We start from the raw sequence: 14,840 nt of genomic DNA on the forward strand, positions 1-14,840 counted from the left end.
TTGTCGGACGCGGTGCGCAACCCGGCACGCAGAGAACGGATGAGGCATTCATGAAGATTCAGACGCGACGTGGCTTCCGGGCCACCCGCAACGCCACGGTGGCAGCAGCTGCTGTGGCCGGTCTGGTTCTCGGATCGGCCGGCGCCGCAGGTGCCGAGGTCAACGACCAGAACCGGATCGTCTCCAACGGCCACGAGGTCATCGTCACGCAGGAGGACACCTTCATCAACGGTGTGCCCCCGATCGGCGGCAGCCCGCTGAGCCGTGAGTGGTTCCACAACGGCCGCGGCATCGCCAACATCGTCGGCCCCGAGGCGGCGGACTTCGAGGGTTCGACCTTCCAGTTCGGCTACCAGGTCGCGTGGAGCGCTTCGGTAGACGGCGCGGTCGGTTTCAGCTGGACCAGCCCGCAGATTGAGCTGGGTGCAGTGCGAGGTGTCAAGAACGTGCCTCTCTACGACCAGGTGTGGAATACCAACGACGACGGTAAGTACATCGACTACGACGGCAACGTTGTCGAAGCAGAGGACCGCGTCCCCGCGACAACAGATGGCACCGAAAAGGGTGACCCGCTGTTCGTCCCGAATGGGAAGACCAGCCCTGAGCCGTACGCCGAGGACGCCCTCGAAACGTCCGGGCTGCTGCCGCAGGCTACGGTCGCGATCGAGCTGACCCCGGCTCCTGGTATCGAAGAGGTTGTAGTCGCCGAAGGTGAGTTCGACGGCGACTTCAAGGAAGTTCAGATCGCCAACGTCCACGGTGCCGCTACAGGCGTCATCGGCCCGGTCTCCCTCCGTCCGTTCGTCCGTGTGATCACCGAGAACGGCGACAACGTCACCACCTACGGCCAGGTCTGGACCCTCTAGTCCTGCTCCGCGCCATCCCGCAAGAAATCCCCACCACCACAAACGGAGTAATCATGGGAATCAAGTCGCGTGGCTTCAAGGCCGCTCGTAACGCCACCGTCGCCGGTGCCGCCGTCCTCGGTCTGGTGCTCGGTGCCTCGGGCGCCGCTTCGGCCGAGGTCAACGACCAGAACCGCATCGTCTCCGACGGCCTCGAGGTCGTCGTGACCCAGGAAGACACCTTCATCCAGGGTGTTCCGGCCCTCGGTGGCAGCCCGTTCAACCGCGAGTTCTTCCACAACGGCCGCGGCACCGCGAACCTCCTCGGTGAGGGCGCAGCCGACGCCGAGGGCACCACCTTCCAGTTCGGCTACCAGTTCGCGTGGGCCGGCAGCATCGACGGTGCCATCGGCGTGACCTACTCCACCCCGCAGCTGGAGCTCGAGATCAGCGACTCTGTCGGCGCAACCGTTACCGACATCCTCCCGCAGGCCTACGCCGAGCTCGAGCTGACCCCGGCTCCGGGCATCGAGGAGCTCGTCGTCGCCGAGGGCGAGTTCGACGGTGATTTCAAGACCGTTCAGTTCTCCAACGTCCACGGCACGGCCTCCGGCGTCCTCGGCGCCGTCCAGGTCCGTCCGTTCGTCCGCGCCATCACGGCCAACGGCGACAACGTCACCACCTACGGCGCTCCCTGGACCGTCTAAGTAGACGTCCGGCTCAGGCCGAACACAGCACGACAAGACCGGGCTCGCTCGAATCTCGAGCGGGCCCGGTCTTTTTCGTCGTCGACCACCTACTCGATGCCCGGGTTGGGTTTGGCGTGAGCGCCCTGAGTAGCCTGGCCGGCCTGTGCCTCGAGGATGTCGCGGATCTGGATGAGCAGGTCCTCGGCGCTGGCCTGCTTGTCCTCCGGTTCGGTGACGAACTTCTTCTTCGCCGCGTTGGCGGGGACGATGAGCACGAAGTACACGACCGCGGCGATGATGATGAAGTTGATGATCGCGGAGATCACCGCGCCGATGTTCACGAAGGTCTCCGGGTTGCCGCTCACGATCTCGAAGCCCCAGCCCATCTCGTTGTCGCCGCCCACCGCGCTGATGAGCGGCTCGATGATGTTCGCGGTGAAGGCGGTGACGATAGCGGTGAATGCCGCACCGACCACGACCGCGACGGCGAGATCGAGGACGTTGCCCCTGAGTATGAAGTCCTTGAAGCCCTTCAGCATGGTGTGCTCCTTTTCGCGGCCTGTCCGCCGGAGCCGCGCACATGAGGTAGGTCACACGGACGTTCACACGATAAACCGCGAGGTCGGTTACGGGTGGCGATTGCGCTGGGGAAACGAGCGGATGCTCAGTGCAGTGTGACGGTCAGAGCACTGACGAGTGACGCCGCCGCGACCGCCGTGGCAGGTTCGGGCTCCAGCGCGACCAGCACGACCCGCTCGTTCCGATCCCTCGTCGAACCGCCGGATTCGGCCAGCACCACCACTGCACCCCGAGCGAGGACGTGGGCGCCGGGCAGGGGTCCCTCTTCGGTCTCCGTCACCGTCAGGACATCGACGCGGTCGCCCTCACGGAGCAGTTCGCTCACCCCGGCATCGGCGAGCCGGATGGGCACTACGCGGGCCTCGGTGGAGCCGGTGGCGACTGCGGCGAGACGAGGACCGAGAAGGCGGGTGTCCACGAGGGGTTCACCGGCCGGCACAGGGCCGGCGAGAGTGTGGCCCACGGCGTCGTCGACGTCGTGCAGGGTCCCGGCGACCACAGTGGACCGATCGCGCTCCACGTGCGCGACATCGTCGGCCGTGAGGGTGTGCCCGGGCGCGAGATCGTGAGCCGCGACAACGACACCCACACGATCGGTGTCGGGGTCGCCGCGCAGCGCGAGGATCACCGCGAGGACGGCGAGGAGTCCGGCCGCGATCCGTCGGGCCCGGACGATGCGCGACCAGCCGGGGCGGAGGAGTTCGACGAACCGGTCGGGGAGGGTGGGCTGCAGCGAGGCACCCGCAGAGGAGCGCGAGTGGTGCGGATGCGCGCGCGCACGCTGGAGGAACGAGAAAGGGCCGACGGGCATGCCCCGAACCTAGAAGGTGGGGATGCTCTGTCGGCCCCGATGAACCCTCGGAGACGGCGGTCTGTGGATGACTCGACCGCCTGTGGACAAAGGAGTCCGGAGGTCAGCTCGCGGCGGCCGCCGGAGCCGAGGACGTGCTGCTCGACGACGAGCTGCTGTCGCTCGACGAGGAGCTGGTCGAGCTCGTCGACGCGGATTCGCTCGCGGTGCTGCCGCTGCGGGAGTCGGTGCGGTAGAAGCCGCTGCCCTTGAACACGATGCCGACCGAGTTGAAGAGCTTGCGCAGCTTGCCCTCGCACTGCGGGCATTCGGTCAGGGAGTCGTCACTGAAGGACTGCACGATGTCGAACTTGTTGTCGCAGGCCGTGCAGGCATATGAGTAGGTGGGCACCGGTTGATCCTCCGCCAGTTCGTCGAACCGCAGTATTCGTCGTACTGCAGTTTTGGCACTCTACCGCCGACAGTGCCAACAGCGCTAGGGAGTGTGTTGTTCCGCACGGTCGCCGCTACCGAGCCGGACCAGCCCTTTCCCGGGTGTCAGCGCCCATCCCATACGGATGTCGTGGGGGTCCTCGGGGAGTTCGTCGACGAGCTCTTCATCGCGGACCACCGCGATGATCACGGCCTCGGGTGAGGCGAGGTGCAAGGTGCGGTCGTAGAAGCCGGCGCCGCGGCCGAGCCGCACGCCCCGCGCGTCCACCGCCAGGGCCGGGACGAGCACCGTGTGAGCCTTCGCCACCGCCTCGGGCGGGAAGATCTCACCACCCGGCTCGCGCAGCCCGAAATCGGCCGCCATCAGCGTCTTCTCGCCCATGTAGCGGGCCCACGACAACGGTTCGCCGGTGCGGGTCACCGGGACGAGCACCGTCGTTCCGGCCTCGGTCAGAGCGTCGAGGAGCGCGATCGATCCGGGCTCCGAACCCACGGGCACATATGCGCACACCATCGACCCCGCCGGGGCCAGCGTCGAGGCCACCGTGGCGAGCGCGGTGTCCTCGATTCTGCGCCTCGCAGCACTCAGCTCGCGCCGAGCTGTAAGAATGCGGTCACGCCAGACCGCTTTCGGGGGTGGGGGCATGTCTGCGCCTTACGATCGCCGAACCACCGTCCTCGGTGGCCGAAGTTTAGGGTGGGAGTCTATGACGAACAGTACGACCGGAGGCACGCGGCATTTCAAGACCGCGGTTGTCCCCGCAGCAGGTATGGGGACGCGGTTCCTTCCCGCAACCAAGACGGTTCCGAAGGAACTCCTGCCGGTGGTCGACACGCCCGGCATCGAGCTCGTGGCGGGTGAAGCCGCGGAGTCGGGCGCCGAACGCCTTCTCATCGTGACAGCGCCGGGTAAGGACGGCGTGGTCGCGCACTTCGTCGAGGACCTCGTCCTCGAGTCCAAGCTCGAGGAGAAGGGCAAGTACGAGCTCCTCGCCAAGGTCCGCAAGGCCCAGGGGCTGCTCGAGGTCGAGTCCGTGGTCCAGGAGAAGCCGCTCGGCCTCGGTCACGCCGTGGCGTGCGCCGAAGAGGCGCTCGATCCCGACGAGGACGCGATCGCCGTGCTGCTGCCCGACGACCTCGTGCTGCCGGTCGGCGTGCTCGAGACGATGCAGCGCGTCCGCGCCAAGCGTGGCGGTTCTGTGCTGTGCGCGATCGACGTGCCCAAGGAACAGGTCAGCGCGTACGGCGTCTTCGACGTCGAGGTCGTGCCGGACGCCGCCAACCCCGACGTGCTCAAGGTACTCGGCATGGTCGAGAAGCCGGCCGTAGAGGACGCACCGTCGACCTTCGCCGCCGCCGGCCGATACCTGCTCGACCGGGCGATCTTCGACGCACTGCGTCGCATCGAGCCCGGAGCCGGGGGAGAGTTGCAGCTCACCGACGCGATCGCCCTGCTCATCTCCGAGGGCCACCCCGTTCACGTGGTGGTGCACCGCGGCACCCGACACGACCTCGGAAATCCCGGGGGCTATCTGCGCGCTGCGGTTGACTCGGCGTTGAACACGGAAGAGTACGGGCCCTCGCTGCGCGAGTGGCTCATCGAGCGCTTGAAGCGCTGACTGCAGGACGGGCTGGAGGACGAGAAGCGGTATGCGGTCGGTTGAGGATCAGCAGGCCAGGGTCACGGCGGCGGCAGTCGCACCCCGGCCGGTCCGGGTGGCCATTTCCGAGGCGCAGGGTCTGCTGTGCGCGGAGGAAGTGGTCACCGAGCGACCCCTACCCGGATTCGACCAGGCGGCGATCGATGGCTACGCCGTGCGCAGCGTCGACCTCCAAGCCCCGGCCGAGACCGACGGCGGGTCCGCGCCCGCCGAGGTGACGCTGCCGGTCGTGGGCGAGGTGCGTGCCGGTTCGCGTCAGCCGATCCGTCTCCAGCCCCGTCAGGCGGTGCGCGTCGACACCGGTGCGCCGCTGCCGACGCTCGCCGACGCGGTGCTGCCGCTCGACAACACCGACGGCGGTGCCGCGCGCATCAAGGTGCTCGAACCGGTGCGGTCCGGCGACTACGTGCGCCGCACCGGCGACGACGTCCAGCCCGGCGACATCGCAGTGCGGGCCGGGACGATCATCGGGGCCGCCCAGGTAGGTCTGCTCGCCGCGGTCGGCCGCGACAAGGTGCTCGTCCATCCGCGCCCGCGACTGTCGGTCATCTCCGTCGGCGGCGAACTCGTCGACGTCGACCGCACCCCGGGGCCGGGACAGGTCTACGACGTCAACTCCTACGCGCTGGCCGCGGCCGCGCGTGACGCCGGAGCCGACGTCAACCGGGTCGGGATCGCCAGTACCGACCCGAAGCGGCTGCGCGAGGTCGTCGAGGGTCAGCTGATCCGCGCCGAGATCGTCGTGATCGCCGGGGCCGTGGGCGGCGGCGCGCTCGAGGAGGTCCGCGAGGCGCTGTCCGATCTCGGCGAGATGGGCGTCGAGCGGATCGCGATGCATCCGGGCTCGGTCCAGGGCTTCGGACGTCTCGGCCGCGACGAGGTGCCGACCTTCCTGCTGCCCGCCAATCCGGTGAGCGCGCTCGTCGTCTTCGAGGTGATGGTCCGGCCGCTGATCCGCATCGCGCTCGGCCGTCGCCAGCCGATGCGCCGCGTGGTCTCGGCACGCACGGTCGCCCCCATCACCTCGATCCCCGATCGCAAGGGTTTCCTGCGCGGCCGGCTCATGCGCGACGAAACGACGGGCGACTATCTCGTGCAGGCGCTCGGCGGCGCCGCGGGTTCGTCGTCGCATCTGCTCGCCACCCTCGCCGAGGCGAACTGTCTCGTCATCGTCGATCCCGAGGTCTCCGAAATCCGCACGGGAGACCCGGTGGACGTGGCGTTCCTCGGGCAGCGTGGTTGATGTCCCGTCATCCCGGCTGGCCGGCGGAGCTCGGGCCGCTGCGGGTGGCAGGGGGCGTGGTGACCGTCCGATCGATCCGACTGCGCGACGCCGCGGCGTGGAGCCGTCTGCGTCTGCGTGATCGCGCGCATCTCGAGCCGTGGGAGCCGACCGGTGAGGCGCCGTGGGACATGCGGCACCACATCTCGGTGTGGCCCGGGCTCTACCGGAGTCTGCGCTCGGAGGCCCACAAGGGCCTGATGCTGCCGATGGCCATCGAGCTGGACGGCAGATTCTGCGGGCAGCTGACGGTGGGCAACATCGTGCGCGGAGCGTTGCGCTCGGCCTGGATCGGCTATTGGGTGGAGAAGGAGGTCAACGGCCTCGGTGTCGCGACCGCCGCCGTCGCCCTGGGCCTCGACCACTGCTTCGGCCCGGTCGGGCTGCACCGCGTCGAGGCCACCGTGCGCCCGGAGAACGAGGCCAGCCGCGCGGTGCTGCGCAAGGTCGGCTTCCGCGAGGAAGGTCTGCTGAAGCGCTACCTCGACGTCCAGGGCCGGTTCCGCGACCATCTGCTGGTCGCGATGACGGTCGAGGAGGTGCCGGGCTCGGTCTCGGATCGCCTCGTCCGTGCCGGTCGCGCGACCTGGTCCTGATCGCTTTCCGTCTCGAGTCGGGTTCGTCCGCTATGTAACGCAGGTTACTCGCAACTCGAGTAACAATCCCCAGCGCGTGTGGGATCTCTGTGATTAGAGTGAAGAAAGTGTCAATTGGTTTCGCGTGACTCGAGTGACGTCTGTTGTCGATCGAGTCGGCGTTTCTGTACAGGTAAACGCGGTGATGCCGTTAGCCTCATGTAGGTCGGTGGCGTCGACGGGCTGGTAGGGCGACGACTGGAGGGAGGACCACCGGATGCCGAACTCGCTTCTGTGGATCGGGCTCGTTGCCGTGTGGTTGTTCGTTCTGGTTCCCATGCTGGTCACGAAGCGTCCTCGAATCCGGCAGACGACCGACGCCGCGCTCGCAACTCGAGTTCTGCACCGCGGAGACGACGAGCCGATCACCCCTCGAGGGCCGGCCGCCGGGCACCGCAGCGATCCTCATTGGCGTCCGAGTCGTGACCGCACGCACCGCACCCCCGCGGAGGACCGCATGAACACTGAACTCGACGACAGGCCGGAGATCGATTCCGACGAGGCCGACGTCCACCACGAAGCAGCACCCGATCGTGAGCCCGTGCGCGCACACGCACCGCAACGCCGGGGCCGCGGCGGATTCGACCCGCACGCCGATGCGGTCGCCAGCGCCGCACGATACGAATTCCGGCAGCGGGCCGTCCTCGGCCTGCTGATCGCCGCGATCATGACCTCGGCGCTCGCCCTGATCGTCTCGTCGGTCATGTGGTGGCTCGCCGGTCTCGCGGCCGTGGCCCTCGTCGCCTATCTGTTCTACCTGCGGCGCCAGGTGCATCTCGAGCAGGAGATCCGGCGGCGTCGCCTCGCGCGACTGCAACGGTCCCGCGCGGGGGCCCGCGGCGGCCACGACGACGTTCCACAGCGCCTGCGTCGCCCGGGGGCCGTGGTCCTCGAGGTCGACGACGAGGATCCGGAGTTCGAGCACCTCGATCGCTACGAGGACGACTACGGCATCGACCACGGCTACGACGTCCGAGCGAGCGACGGCGACGACGAGTCCGGCGACTACGTCGTTCCCCGCGCAGTGGGGGAATGATCGTCCTGCGACGCTTACGGCGGGGCCCGCATCGAATCTGTGCGGGCCCCGACCCGGCTTCGGAGCAGGCCGTGAAATCGCCCGTCACCTGCGCCGACACTCCGATTTCGTGATGGACGGGGTGGTTTGCTAGAGTTTGCGAGTCGGTTCCCTCGGAACCTACGGGGCTGTGGCGCAGTTGGTAGCGCGCTTCGTTCGCATCGAAGAGGTCAGGGGTTCGATTCCCCTCAGCTCCACCCCTGAAAGCCCCGCCCTCGGCGGGGCTTTCGTCGTATGCAGGGCCATTCGCTGGCGGGTCCACGCCGAACCCGGCAGACTGTGTGGCATGGACCACAGGATGAGTGACGACGAGTTGCGTCGGGCGATCCGGGTACTGCGCGAGCGCGCCGACCTCGCGCGCAGCGAGAATCGCCACGACGATGTCGAGATGATCGAGCGCACGATTCGGCAATACCAGGAGGAGATGGCCCAGCGGCTCTGAGTTTCCATCCGCCGGAGCCCAACACTCCGGCTCACAGGTCGCTTCGCTCGGACACACAAGTCGCTTCGCTCGGACACACAAGTCGCTTCGCTCCGGACACACAAGTCGCTTCGCTCCGGCGCATCCGGTTCGTCCGTGGCGCGCCGGAGCGTCGAGTCGTCACGGCGAGGCTAGGGTGTCGCCATGGCGATCACCGACCTGCGCGGAACCAAATTCCTTGTGACCGGCGCGGCCAGCGGAATCGGCCGCGCCCTGGCCCATGCGGCCTCCGATCGCGGGGCCCGGCTGGTGCTCACCGACCTGCAGGAGGCGGCCCTCGACGAGGTCGTCCGCAGCGTTCGTGAACGCGGCGGCACCGTGCTGCACTCGGCCGCCCTCGACATCTCCGACTACGAGGCCGTCACCGCCTTCGCCCGCGACGTGCACGAGGCGTGCGGGTCGCTCGACATCGTCGCCAACGTCGCCGGAGTGTCGGTGTGGGGCACCGTCGACCGGCTGCAGCACGAGCACTGGAAGCTCATGGTGGACGTCAACCTCATGGGGCCCATCCACGTCATCGAGAACTTCGTGCCGGCCATGATCGAGGCCGGTCGCGGCGGGCACATCGTCAACGTCTCCTCGGCCGCCGGGCTGCTCGCCCTGCCGTGGCACGCCGCCTACAGCGCAAGCAAGTTCGGTCTGCGGGGAGTGTCGGAGGTGCTGCGGTTCGACCTCAAGCGCGACTGCATCGGTGTCTCGCTGGTCGTCCCGGGGGCCGTGCGTACACCGCTCGTCGACACCGTGCAGATCGTCGGCGTCGACCGTGATCGTCCCGAGGTCCGCAAACTCACCCAACGGTTCGTCCGCCACGCCGCGACTCCCGAGAAGGTGGCCGAGCGCATCGTCACCGGCATCCTGAAGAACCGCTTCATGGTCTACACGTCCTTCGACACCCGGTTCGGTTACTGGTGGGCGCGTAAGTTCGCGCCGCCCTACAACCTCGTCATGCAGGCCGCCAACGACTACTTCCGTCGCGTCGTCGGCACCAAATGAAATTCGGCGCGACATGATTCAGTGGATCCGACACCGCTCGGCGGGGCCGGAACCACCTGAATCATTCCGGCGCGCGGTGCAGCTCGGCGTGCAAATGATGCGTCAGAGGGGTGTCGGCGTGGGCCATCCAGAAGTCGTAGACCAGCACGTCGCCGTCGACCTCGAAACGCCGCCGGACCTCGTGCACGGGCTTGGCGTCGGGTGAGCGCTCCAGGGTGAGGGTGGTGAAGTCCAGCACGCCGCCCTCCGGCCGGGCCCGCTGGATCTCGACGAACCCGGTGGGCTGCGAGACGAGCAGTTCGACGTCGTCGCCGCTGCGGCGCAGGTAGCCGTTCTCGGTGTGCAACGGGCGTCCCTCCGTGCGGTGCCGCGTACGGCTGACGTACATCAGGACGGGCTTTCCGGGAATGGTGGCGAACTCGATCGTCTCGTCGTACGCGAAGTCGTCGATGGTGCGGTAGTGGCCGTCGCCACCTCCGGTCCAGCGCCCGGCGAACGGTGCCAGGCACCCGAGCGGGTCGTCGGCCATGAAATCTCCCTCGTGTTCTCGGTGTGTTCTTCGCAATCGTTGCCGCCGTACTCGACGCGCCTGACCCGGATGCCGCCGTCCTGCGCGATACCGTGAGCATATGAGTCATCGCTGGGGTGTCGAGTCCGAAGTCGGTGAACTCCGCGCCGTGATGCTGCACCGGCCCGGTGCCGAACTCGAACGCCTCACGCCCCGCAACAACGACCAGCTGCTCTTCGACGCCCTGCCGTGGGTGGCGCGCGCCCAGGAGGAACACGACGCCTTCGTCGAGCTGCTGCGCAGCCGCGGGGTGGAGGTGTTCCTGCTGGCCGACCTGCTCACCGAGACACTCGAGGCCAGTGGCGCCGCGCGGGTGCAAAGCGTGTCGTCGGCCGTCGACGCACAGCGTCTCGGTTATGCCCTCGCGGAGGAGTTGACGGGCCATCTGCGTGCCCTGCCCGCTGCCGAGCTCGCCCGGATCCTCATCGCGGGCATGACCTTCGACGAACTGCCCGCGGTGGGCAACGGCGCTGCCCCGTCCCTCGTGCGGCTGATGCACCACGGTTCCGATTTCGCGATCGCACCGCTGCCGAACCTGCTCTTCACGCGCGATTCGTCCTTCTGGATCGGCTCGCGCGTGGCGATCCCCAATCTTGCGCTGCCCGCGCGCCGGCGCGAGACCAGCCTCACCGACCTCATCTACGCCTTTCACCCGCAATTCCTCCACGTGCGACGCGCGTACGAATCGCACACCGCGCCCGTCGAGGGTGGCGACGTGTTGCTCCTCGCGCCCGGCGTCGTCGCCGTGGGGGTGGGGGAGAGGACGAGTCCGGCCGGTGCGGAAGCGTTGGCGCGCAGTGTCTTCGACGACGAGCTCGCGCACACCGTGTTGGCGGTCCCGATCGAGCAGCGCCGGGCGTCGATGCACCTCGACACCGTGTGCACGATGGTCGACGTCGACGCGGTGGTGATGTACCCGGCGATCCGGGACAGCCTCCAGGCGTTCGCCATCCACCGCGAGAACGGCGCGGTGCAGATCTCGGGGCCGCGCCCCTTCCTCGAGGCCGCCGCCGACGCGATGGGGATCGAGAAACTGCGTGTCATCGACACCGGTCTGGATTCCGTTGTCGCCGAGCGTGAGCAGTGGGACGACGGGAACAACACGCTGGCCGTGGCGCCCGGCGTCGTCGTCGCCTACGAACGCAATGTCGAGACGAACACCCGCCTCGAGGATTCGGGGATCGAGGTACTGCGGATCGCCGGGTCGGAACTCGGTTCCGGCCGCGGCGGTCCACGATGCATGTCGTGCCCGCTCTCGCGGGCGGTCCTGTAACTCCTCGTCAGAGGATCTCGCGCACCTTGTCGACCGGACGCGCGAGCACGGTGCCCTTGTCGGTGACGACCAGCGGACGCTCGATGAGGATCGGATTCGCGACCATCGCATCGAGCAGTTCGTCCTCGGACGCCTCGGCCAGGTTCAGCTCCTTGTAGAGCGATTCCTTCTTCCGGATCGCTCGACTCGGTGTGAGACCTGCCGCATCGAGCAGCGCCTGCAGTTCGTCTCGGGAGGGCGGAGTCTCGAGATATTTGATGACCGTGGGTTCGAGTCCGTTCTCCTTCAGCAACGCCAGAGTGTTGCGTGACGTGCTGCAGCGCGGGTTGTGATAGATCGTCGCCGTGGTTGCCATGGCCCGATTCTGCCCCGGCGCAATCCGTAACCCGCTGCCACCCGCCGCCGTGTTGCCCGATTCGTCCCTGTTGAAGCCGGTGGGCAGCGTTACTACGATCTCCGCGCACTGAAGTTTTTCGACTTCTCACCAGAAAAGGCACGGAGCACGATGCTCAAAGGTTTCAAGGATTTCCTGCTGCGCGGAAATGTCGTCGAACTCGCCGTCGCAGTGGTCGTCGGCGCGGCGTTCACGTCCATCGTCACGGCGTTCACCGATCACATCGTGAACCCGCTGGTCGCTGCTGTGGGTGGCGACAATGAGATGGGCTTCGGCTTCCGCCTGCTCTCGTCGAACGACGCGACCTTCGTCAACCTGGGCGCCGTCATCTCCGCGGCGATCAACTTCTTGATCATCGCGGCCGTCGTCTACTTCGTGCTCATCGTGCCGGTCAACGCGGCCAAGGCCCGCTTCGCGCCGGAGAAGGAGCCCGAGGACGAGCCGCTGAGCGAGACCGATCTGCTCATCCAGATCCGCGACCTGCTCGAGACCGGGAGTTACAACCACGCCCCTGCCGAGGTGCCCTCGGCCGAAGCGCCCGTCAAGGTCACCGAGCGCTGATAACCTGCGAGAATGTTCGACCTCGCCATCGATCCAGACTCGCCTGTCCCGCCGTTCGAGCAACTGCGGCGACGCATCGTCGACCTGGTCCACGATGGTGAGCTGATCGCTGGTACCAAGCTGCCCACCGTCCGGGGCCTCGCCGACACCCTCGGCATCGCTCCGAACACGGTCGCCAAGACCTACCGGGAACTCGAGAAGGTGGGTGTGCTCGAGGCCCGGGGGCGGGCGGGGACGTTCGTCGCCGACACGGGCGATCCCACCCGCACGCGGGCCCAGCGATCCACCAACGAGTACGTCACCGAGGTGAGGGCACTCGGGATGTCCGACGAGGAGATCCTCGAGTTCGTCTCGGCCGCCCTGCGCGCGGGTTGACCTGCCGATCTTCCGGTTCGTGCAGAGAATGCACGGCGCGTCCGGAATGTGATGATTTTCTCGGGTTCGACGATTCCGCTCCGCAGGCGCCCGAAACTTGCAAGGTTTGTTCGCATGAATGTCCCTGGTGATCGGCCCGGGTCCGAGGAGATCGACGAGGTCTCGGGCGCCCGTGCTTCTGAAGTAGCCGCGTCCGCGGCGCATCCGCCGCAGACCGACAAAGTGGTCTTCGGAGTCGCTGCCGCGCTGGTCGCGGCGATCGTGGTGTGGGGCCTGGCCGCCACCGACAATTTCGGGACCGTTACCGGGAACATCCTCGACTGGATCGTCGTCGAGTTCGGTTGGTTGTTCGTGCTCACGGCGAGCGGATTCGTGTTCTTCGCGCTCTGGCTGGCGGTGAGCCGATACGGCCGCATTCCGCTCGGCAAGGACGACGAGAAGCCGGAGTTCCGCACCGTCAGCTGGATCTCGATGATGTTCGCCGCCGGCATGGGCATCGGCTTGATGTTCTTCGGTGTCGCCGAACCGCTCTCGCACTTCGTCGAGCCGCCACCGGGCAGCACCGGCGGCACCGGCGTCGCGATGGCGACCTCGATGTTCCACTGGAGCCTGCATCCCTGGGCGATCTACGCCGTGGTGGGTCTGGCCATCGCCTACGGCACCTTCCGCAGGGGTCGCAAGCAGCTCATCAGCTCGGCGTTCATCCCGCTGCTGGGACGCCGGGCCGAAGGTCCGCTCGGCAAGGTCATCGACATCCTCGCCCTGTTCGCGACCCTGTTCGGCACCGCGGCGTCGCTCGGCCTGGGCGCGCTGCAGATCGGCTCGGGCTTCGAGGTCACCGGCTGGCTCGAGACGGCCGGAGTGATGCTGCTCGTCGCGATCGTCGCACTGCTCACGCTCGCGTTCATCGCCTCCGCGGTCACGGGTGTCGCCAAGGGCATCCAATATCTGTCGAACATCAACATGGTGCTCGCCGCGATCCTGGCGATCTTCGTGTTCGTGCTCGGACCCACCGTCTTCATCCTCAACCTCGTGCCCACCACCCTCGGTGCCTACGCCGCGGAGTTCGCCCGCATGTCGGCGCGCACGGCCGCCTCCAACGAGGCCGCAGGTGAGTGGCTGTCGAGCTGGACGATCTTCTACTGGGCGTGGTGGGTCTCGTGGGCGCCCTTCGTCGGCATGTTCCTCGCCCGCATCAGCCGCGGCCGCACCATCCGCGAGTTCATCGTCGGTGTCATCCTCGTCCCGAGCCTCGTCAGCCTCATCTGGTTCTCGGTGTTCGGCGGCGCCGGTATCGGACAGCAGCTGGACGGCCTGGACATCGCGGGTGCCGACAGCGTCGAAGGACAGCTGTTCGGGGTGCTCGGCAACCTCCCGCTCACCGGCATCGCCACGGTCGTCGCGATGCTCCTCATCGCCATCTTCTTCATCTCCGGAGCGGACTCCGCGTCGATGGTGATGGGCAGCCTCAGTCAACGCGGCACCCTCGCGCCGAATCGCGGCGTCGTGGTCTTCTGGGGCGGACTCACCGGCGGTGTCGCGGCCCTGCTGCTGTGGAGCGGCGGCGAGGAAGCCCTCAACGCCCTGCAGACGATGACGATCATCGCGGCAGCTCCCTTCCTCCTCGTGATGATCGGTCTGTGCGTGTCGCTGTACCGGGATCTGCAGCGCGACCCCCTGATCACGGGCGGGCGCAGGAAACGGACACTGCGCAAGGTCGAATGACCGAGCGGTCCCACATCGCGGACGTCGAGTTCCTGCTCGACGTCCTCGATGCGCGTCCGGGCACGTCCGTCCTCGCGATCGACGCCGGGCCCGCCTCCGCCGTGGTCGCCGAGAACGTCGGTCCCCACGGCCGCGTGCGCGTGGCACCCTCGGTGACCCGCGCCCACGAGTTCGCGCAGCGGGAGAAGTTCGACCGCATCTACGCACTCGACATCCCCGACCTCCGCGAGGACACCGCCGCCGCGGCCGCCCTCGCGCCGCTGCTGACCGACGACGGACAACTGTGGGTGATCGACGGGGCAGGACCGGGGGAGGACACCGGAACCGTCTCGATGACCGTGAGTACCGTTCTCGCACGGGCAGGATTCGCGATCGTCGACATCCTCGAACGCGGATCGCGAGTCGCGGTGTGGGCGGCGGCCGGACGACGGCATCACGGGTGACACACGACGCCGCGTGCC

General features: G+C 67.7%; 19 protein-coding genes and 1 tRNA gene. 14 read left to right on the top strand and 6 right to left on the bottom strand.

Going from position 1 to position 14,840, the window contains the following annotated elements:
• The first annotated feature begins 50 nt into the window (after window positions 1–50).
• Window positions 51–866, top strand: a complete 816-nt coding sequence (locus tag BO226_RS01515; RefSeq protein ID WP_198040600.1) for an MspA family porin — start codon at window positions 51–53, stop codon at window positions 864–866.
• A gap of 53 nt (window positions 867–919) precedes the next feature.
• Window positions 920–1,552 carry an MspA family porin gene (locus BO226_RS01520; RefSeq protein ID WP_006553789.1) on the top strand — a complete coding sequence of 211 codons (633 nt, stop codon included), beginning with the start codon at window positions 920–922 and terminating at the stop codon, window positions 1,550–1,552.
• 89 nt (window positions 1,553–1,641) lie between these two features.
• Here BO226_RS01520 and mscL (BO226_RS01525) read toward each other — a convergent pair whose 3' ends face one another.
• The 4 genes from mscL (BO226_RS01525) to BO226_RS01540 all read right to left on the bottom strand — a co-directional run bounded on the left by mscL (BO226_RS01525) (window position 1,642) and on the right by BO226_RS01540 (window position 4,002).
• Window positions 1,642–2,073 (bottom strand): large-conductance mechanosensitive channel protein MscL, encoded by a 432-nt coding sequence (gene mscL / locus BO226_RS01525; RefSeq protein WP_006553790.1) that lies wholly within the window; start codon window positions 2,071–2,073, stop codon window positions 1,642–1,644.
• A 125-nt stretch (window positions 2,074–2,198) separates the two neighbouring features.
• Window positions 2,199–2,924 carry an SAF domain-containing protein gene (locus BO226_RS01530; RefSeq protein ID WP_006553791.1) on the bottom strand — a complete coding sequence of 242 codons (726 nt, stop codon included), beginning with the start codon at window positions 2,922–2,924 and terminating at the stop codon, window positions 2,199–2,201.
• A gap of 103 nt (window positions 2,925–3,027) precedes the next feature.
• Window positions 3,028–3,315 (bottom strand): FmdB family zinc ribbon protein, encoded by a 288-nt coding sequence (locus tag BO226_RS01535; protein WP_006553792.1) that lies wholly within the window; start codon window positions 3,313–3,315, stop codon window positions 3,028–3,030.
• A gap of 84 nt (window positions 3,316–3,399) precedes the next feature.
• Window positions 3,400–4,002, bottom strand: coding sequence for a 5-formyltetrahydrofolate cyclo-ligase (locus BO226_RS01540; protein ID WP_024103191.1), 603 nt, complete (start codon window positions 4,000–4,002; stop codon window positions 3,400–3,402).
• A 61-nt stretch (window positions 4,003–4,063) separates the two neighbouring features.
• Here BO226_RS01540 and BO226_RS01545 point away from each other — a divergent pair, with 61 nt between their 5' ends.
• The 7 genes from BO226_RS01545 to BO226_RS01570 all read left to right on the top strand — a co-directional run bounded on the left by BO226_RS01545 (window position 4,064) and on the right by BO226_RS01570 (window position 9,483).
• Window positions 4,064–4,975: a UTP--glucose-1-phosphate uridylyltransferase gene (locus BO226_RS01545; protein ID WP_006553794.1), complete on the top strand. Its 912-nt coding sequence runs from the start codon at window positions 4,064–4,066 to the stop codon at window positions 4,973–4,975.
• Window positions 4,976–5,006: 31 nt separating this feature from the next.
• Window positions 5,007–6,260, top strand: a complete 1,254-nt coding sequence (gene glp, locus BO226_RS01550; RefSeq protein ID WP_019288788.1) for a molybdotransferase-like divisome protein Glp — start codon at window positions 5,007–5,009, stop codon at window positions 6,258–6,260.
• Window positions 6,260–6,895, top strand: coding sequence for a GNAT family N-acetyltransferase (locus BO226_RS01555; protein WP_019288787.1), 636 nt, complete (start codon window positions 6,260–6,262; stop codon window positions 6,893–6,895). Before glp ends, BO226_RS01555 begins: the two co-directional genes overlap by 1 nt.
• 256 nt (window positions 6,896–7,151) lie before the next feature.
• Window positions 7,152–7,970 carry a divisome protein SepX/GlpR gene (gene sepX / locus BO226_RS01560; RefSeq protein ID WP_024103194.1) on the top strand — a complete coding sequence of 273 codons (819 nt, stop codon included), beginning with the start codon at window positions 7,152–7,154 and terminating at the stop codon, window positions 7,968–7,970.
• A gap of 163 nt (window positions 7,971–8,133) precedes the next feature.
• Window positions 8,134–8,206, top strand: a tRNA-Ala gene (locus tag BO226_RS01565).
• Window positions 8,207–8,307: 101 nt separating this feature from the next.
• Window positions 8,308–8,451: a hypothetical protein gene (locus BO226_RS26890; protein ID WP_153811617.1), complete on the top strand. Its 144-nt coding sequence runs from the start codon at window positions 8,308–8,310 to the stop codon at window positions 8,449–8,451.
• Between the two features lie 183 nt (window positions 8,452–8,634).
• Window positions 8,635–9,483, top strand: a complete 849-nt coding sequence (locus BO226_RS01570) for an SDR family oxidoreductase (protein ID WP_071934487.1) — start codon at window positions 8,635–8,637, stop codon at window positions 9,481–9,483.
• A 61-nt stretch (window positions 9,484–9,544) separates the two neighbouring features.
• On the opposite strand, the gene BO226_RS01575 is transcribed toward BO226_RS01570, so the two are convergent.
• Window positions 9,545–10,012, bottom strand: coding sequence for an FABP family protein (locus BO226_RS01575; RefSeq protein ID WP_071934488.1), 468 nt, complete (start codon window positions 10,010–10,012; stop codon window positions 9,545–9,547).
• 100 nt (window positions 10,013–10,112) lie between these two features.
• On the opposite strand from BO226_RS01575, the gene arcA reads away from it, so the two are divergent.
• Complete coding sequence (gene arcA / locus BO226_RS01580) at window positions 10,113–11,324, top strand: arginine deiminase (protein WP_006553799.1); 1,212 nt, start codon at window positions 10,113–10,115, stop codon at window positions 11,322–11,324.
• Window positions 11,325–11,331: 7 nt separating this feature from the next.
• On the opposite strand, the gene arsC is transcribed toward arcA, so the two are convergent.
• Window positions 11,332–11,679 (bottom strand): arsenate reductase (glutaredoxin), encoded by a 348-nt coding sequence (gene arsC / locus BO226_RS01585; RefSeq protein WP_006553800.1) that lies wholly within the window; start codon window positions 11,677–11,679, stop codon window positions 11,332–11,334.
• 150 nt (window positions 11,680–11,829) lie between these two features.
• Here arsC and mscL (BO226_RS01590) point away from each other — a divergent pair, with 150 nt between their 5' ends.
• The 4 genes from mscL (BO226_RS01590) to BO226_RS01605 all read left to right on the top strand — a co-directional run bounded on the left by mscL (BO226_RS01590) (window position 11,830) and on the right by BO226_RS01605 (window position 14,822).
• Window positions 11,830–12,279, top strand: a complete 450-nt coding sequence (mscL, locus tag BO226_RS01590) for a large conductance mechanosensitive channel protein MscL (RefSeq protein ID WP_006553801.1) — start codon at window positions 11,830–11,832, stop codon at window positions 12,277–12,279.
• A gap of 12 nt (window positions 12,280–12,291) precedes the next feature.
• Window positions 12,292–12,654, top strand: a complete 363-nt coding sequence (locus BO226_RS01595; protein WP_006553802.1) for a GntR family transcriptional regulator — start codon at window positions 12,292–12,294, stop codon at window positions 12,652–12,654.
• A gap of 114 nt (window positions 12,655–12,768) precedes the next feature.
• Window positions 12,769–14,379 (top strand): BCCT family transporter, encoded by a 1,611-nt coding sequence (locus BO226_RS01600; RefSeq protein WP_006553803.1) that lies wholly within the window; start codon window positions 12,769–12,771, stop codon window positions 14,377–14,379.
• Window positions 14,376–14,822 carry a hypothetical protein gene (locus tag BO226_RS01605; RefSeq protein ID WP_071934489.1) on the top strand — a complete coding sequence of 149 codons (447 nt, stop codon included), beginning with the start codon at window positions 14,376–14,378 and terminating at the stop codon, window positions 14,820–14,822. The genes BO226_RS01600 and BO226_RS01605 overlap by 4 nt, the downstream gene beginning before the upstream one ends.
• Window positions 14,823–14,840: the final 18 nt, after the last annotated feature.

The organism is Rhodococcus sp. 2G, assembly GCF_001886355.1.
GTDB classification, from domain to species: Bacteria; Actinomycetota; Actinomycetes; order Mycobacteriales; family Mycobacteriaceae; genus Rhodococcus; species Rhodococcus pyridinivorans.